The organism is Bradyrhizobium sp. (genome assembly GCF_035701725.1).
Taxonomy (GTDB): domain Bacteria; phylum Pseudomonadota; class Alphaproteobacteria; order Rhizobiales; family Xanthobacteraceae; genus Bradyrhizobium.
This window is the reverse complement of the sequence record NZ_DASSRP010000043.1, coordinates 1-4,243: the sequence shown is the minus strand read 5'-3', so window position 1 is coordinate 4,243 and position 4,243 is coordinate 1. Positions and strand designations below refer to the sequence as shown.

At 61.3% G+C, this 4,243-nt stretch carries 4 protein-coding genes; 2 read left to right on the top strand and 2 right to left on the bottom strand.

Annotation, left to right across the window (positions count from 1 at the left end):
- The coding region (locus VFL62_RS02350) for a lipopolysaccharide biosynthesis protein (RefSeq protein WP_325170771.1) at window positions 1–1,411 on the bottom strand (1,411 nt) is incomplete at its 3' end.
- A 6-nt stretch (window positions 1,412–1,417) separates the two neighbouring features.
- The gene (locus tag VFL62_RS02345; protein WP_325170770.1) at window positions 1,418–2,368 is read right to left on the bottom strand and encodes a DUF6492 family protein; all 951 of its coding nucleotides are present in this window, start codon (window positions 2,366–2,368) and stop codon (window positions 1,418–1,420) included.
- Window positions 2,369–2,529: 161 nt separating this feature from the next.
- On the opposite strand from VFL62_RS02345, the gene VFL62_RS02340 reads away from it, so the two are divergent.
- Together VFL62_RS02340 and VFL62_RS02335 are read left to right on the top strand one after the other, a co-directional pair.
- Window positions 2,530–3,681 (top strand): endo-1,4-beta-xylanase, encoded by a 1,152-nt coding sequence (locus VFL62_RS02340; protein WP_325170773.1) that lies wholly within the window; start codon window positions 2,530–2,532, stop codon window positions 3,679–3,681.
- A gap of 101 nt (window positions 3,682–3,782) precedes the next feature.
- Window positions 3,783–4,243: glycosyltransferase family 2 protein (locus VFL62_RS02335; protein WP_325170772.1), on the top strand; the 461-nt coding region annotated here is incomplete at its 3' end.

The following is a 4,243-nucleotide window of genomic DNA, read 5'->3' as shown; positions in this document are numbered from 1 at the left end:
AATAAGAAAATGCCAGGCCGGTTCGCAAGCGCCCGCGCGCGTGGCAGATGTCGAGCAGCCAGCACAAAGCGAGATAACTCGTCAGGCCCGTCATCACCAGAATGACGCATGCGGTGAAATCTGTGACGTGCAGGGCGGTGTCGGCGATCGTGACCGCGGACGCCATCACCAGGCCCGCGATCATGACGAGCGCGAGCCGGCCGATCGGCATCGGAACGGGGAAAGCGCGCCTGGAGAGCGCCAGCGCCACGAAAAATCCGAACGCATCGGCGCAGAGTCTGGCCCATGCAGCGCCAAGTGGACCGTACTCGCTGACGAAAGCATAGGACAACACAACATTGGCCGCGATGATCGCGCCGATGTTGATCAGGTAGAAGCTGTTTCGACGCGACAATAGAAAGCTGGCGTGAAGGTACTGTTGGGTCAAAATCTGGAAGACAACCGCGACAGCGAGGATCGGCATCGTTTGCGCGGCAACTTGCCGAAAATCGGCGCCGAAGACCACGTTGGCAATATGCGGCGAAATCACCGCGAAGCCGAGGCAGGCCGGCAACGTCACACCGAAGAGGAGCTCGATGCATTCCGCCAGATGCGACCGTACGGCATCGCGGCCCCGGCTGGCATTGACTTGCACCGCCATCGGAATGAAAGCGGCGGCGGCACTCATCGCCGGCATCATCAAGGTCTGCCGGACGAGGTCGAGGCCCGCAATGTACCTGCCGGTATCCGCCGAGCCGATCAGGTTGGCGATCATGAAGCGATCGGTCACGCTCGATATCGCAAGCAATGTGAGCGAGAGGGTGAGCGGCAGGCCCTGAAGCGCGACGGATCGAATGGACGTGTCGGACTTGGCGCTGATTCCGCCCCAGGTGGCAGGCCATTGCACGATCACGGCGACACAGCTGGCGAGCGCTGCCGAGCTCAGCAGGAACGCTCCTTCAGGCGCGAGGAAGGCGACCATCACGCCAAGGCACAGCGCCGATATTGCGCGCGCCAATGTTCCCTTCAGCGCTGTGAGCGCGCGCAGGCGGGCTCGCGCAAGATCTTGGGTCAGCTCGAACAGGCCGATGGCGATGGCAAGCGATACGGCGGCGGCTGTCGGCACCGCCTCAAGGCCGACGAGGCGTCCCAATCCATAGGCGCCCGGCGCGGTAAGGCAGCACAGGAGATAGCCGCGAAGAACGAGACCGCGAATATCGGCGCCGTCGTCTCGCGCGTGCTCGCTCAAAATCAAGTTGCGGAACCAGCCAGCGAGGAAAGTGCTGACGACGGACGCAAACCCGACACCGAGAAGGTAGACGCCGTATTCGTGCGGGGCGAATAGCCGCGTGAACACGAAAACGCCCAGCAGCCCGAGCGCCGCGGACAGCGCGTTTGCGGTCAGGTTGATGCTGGCCAGCCCGATCATCATTGCACGTCAAATCCTTGCGGGCTCTTCCAGCCGGGCAAGCGCTGCCGGCTGAGGCCGCTGCAGGTCGACGACCTCGCGGATGGTGGCCGCTGGGGTCTGCGAAAACGAGGTTGCGGAAAAAGCGAAGTCGTCCGCGGTCGCCGTGCCGAGAAGGCGGACGAGCGCGGCTTTGTCGAGCTTGAACTCGTCCCAATAGCTGATGCAGCCGGTGCGCAGGGCCGGTTCGTGCATCGCGAGCAAATCCGCCTCGCTCTGCACGAAATAACCGTACAGCAGATATTCGGAAAATTCCCGGGTGCGGCAGAGGGCCTCGATCCAGCCAAGTCCGGTCGTATTTTCGATTTTGCGGATCATGCTGCGGATCGCCAGTTGATCCCAAAAAATGATGTGACCGATAAAGTCCGTGGCGGGCAGCGAGGGCGTCGGCAAACCAAGCAGACGATGCGTGGTCTCGATCCAGCGCGCATGTCTGGCGTGGCCCGGCGTGATGCCGTTCGGCGCTGAGTACAAAGGCAGCGGCTCCGGATCCTCGAAGCGCGCCAGGTCGAAATCGCGGAAAAGCACAACGTCCGAATCAAGAATGCAAAACCGCGAATGCGGCAGCGTTGCCGCCGATGCAATTTTGAGAATTTGTTGAATGTGCCAACCGCTCACGGGCCTGGCGCGAAGCGACCACCAATGCTGGCGACGCTGACGGCGGATGATGGCGGGCAAGGGCCGCAGCCATCGGGGCAGGAATTGGCTTGCCGGCAGCACTGTTCGTTGTGGTCCTTCGAAGCGGGCGAACAGCGCGAGGTCGGAATCAGGAACGAGCAGATAGTGCTTCGAAAACGACCGGGCATGGCGGTCAACGCTTTCGCACAGTAGCGCGCAGAGCGACAGATCGCGCTCGTAGGTCGGGGTTAACAGCGCGACGCTGTTCCGCTTGGGCGTCTGTTCGAAGGAGTTAGAACTCATGGTTTCCTGCGGGCAAGTCTATGGCAGGGCCAAGAGAGCAAGATCAATGCCGCGATAGGCGCTTTTGCCCGAGCAAATCGAAGGTGGTTAATCGCGCGCATTAACTACGCTGGCGAGAGGCGCGCTTCCGGTCACTTCCGTTGGACCGGATTTTGCTGCTGATGGGCACAATGGCCCAAGCAGCCAACCTGCTTGCGATGATCTCGCGTGAAACCATGACGACACTCTTTCCGTCTCGGCGCAAATTTCTGGCTCAAACGGCCGCTGGCATCGCTTTGGGTCTCTCGGACGCTTCCGCGCTTGCGGCGGAGCCGCCGCGCCTTTCGCGTTCGGCTGAGTCAACACGGATTCCCTACGGTGCCGCTGTGCGCGCCGGCGCGCTGGCATCCGATCCGACCTACCGCGCCACAGTCGTCAGAATGTGCGACATGATCGTCCCGGAAGGGGAAATGAAGTGGTCGGACATTCACCCCAAGCGGGACGAATATCGTTTCGACAACGCCGATGCGCTGGTGGATTTTGCGCGACAAAACCACATCGGAATTCGCGGCCATACGCTGGCCTGGTACGGCGCGCTCCCGGCATGGACCTCCGAGCTTGCCAGCGCTGCCGAAGCCGAGCGGGAATTGGTCGACCATATTGAGACAGTTGTGTCTCGATATCGGGGAGCCGTACCGTCGTGGGACGTGGTGAACGAACCACTGATCGATTGGCCGCAGGACCGGTTTTCCATCCGCCCTTCAATCTGGATGAACCGGCTCGGACCGGAATACCTGCCGATTGCGTTTAAGGCCACGGCGTCTACCGATCCGGACGCGAAACTCGTGCTTAACGAATATGACGTTGAATACCGCGGTGCGCGTTTTGGGGCCCGGCGCCGCGCTTTGATTCAGTTGCTGCGATGGCTGCGGGATCGCGACGTGCCGCTGCACGCGGTTGGCCTGCAAGCACATCTGTTTGCCGGCCGCACCATCGATCGCGATGGCTTGCAGGCGCTTCTGGCCGAGATCGTCGCGCTCAAGCTCGAGGTTCTCATCACAGAGCTGGATGTGATCGATGCCGACTTGCCTGGAAAAATCGAGGATCGAGATGCTCTTGTCGCTGCAATGGCTGCCGAATTCCTTGGCGCATGTTGCGAAGTCGTCCGGCCAAAGGCAATCCTGACATGGGGCCTGAGCGATCGATATACCTGGGTGCCAACCTTCTTCAAGCGCGCCGACGGCATGCCGAACCGTCCGCTGCCGCTTGATGCTGAATTCAAGCCGAAACCGCTGTTCGACGTGATCGAAGAGTATCGCCGAAAGTTCACCTAGCCGCGCTGCCGCGCGCTGTTCTGGAACGCATCATGAGTTGTGTCGAGACCGTATTGCCAGACGATAGCAACGTCACGCGGAATGTTTCCCGCGCGATCGTGATGACCTCGCCGGCGCTTGATTCTTCGATCGGGATCGTCGTCTGCGTTCCCTGCTTCCGCCGTCCGGACCATCTGCGAACAACGCTGCAGTCGCTGGTCGGTCAGCGCACGGATCGGCGTTTCGCCGTCGTGATGGTCGAAAACGACGCATCGATGTGCGGCAGCGTGCCTGTTGCCAATGAATTCCTGCAATTCGGACAACTGGCGGGCCTTTGCGTGGTCGAGCCGCAGCAGGGCAACTGTCAGGCGATCAACGCAGCATTTGAGACAGCGCAAGCGATATTTCCGAATGCGACCGACTTCCTGATGATCGATGACGATGAGATTGCCTCGCCGGACTGGCTGGAGCGGATGATACAGGCGGCCGAGACGACAGGCGCCGACATCGTCGGCGGTCCGGTGCTTCAGCGCTTCAATGACGACGCCAAGCGTGGACTGCAGCGACATCCGGCGTTTCGTCC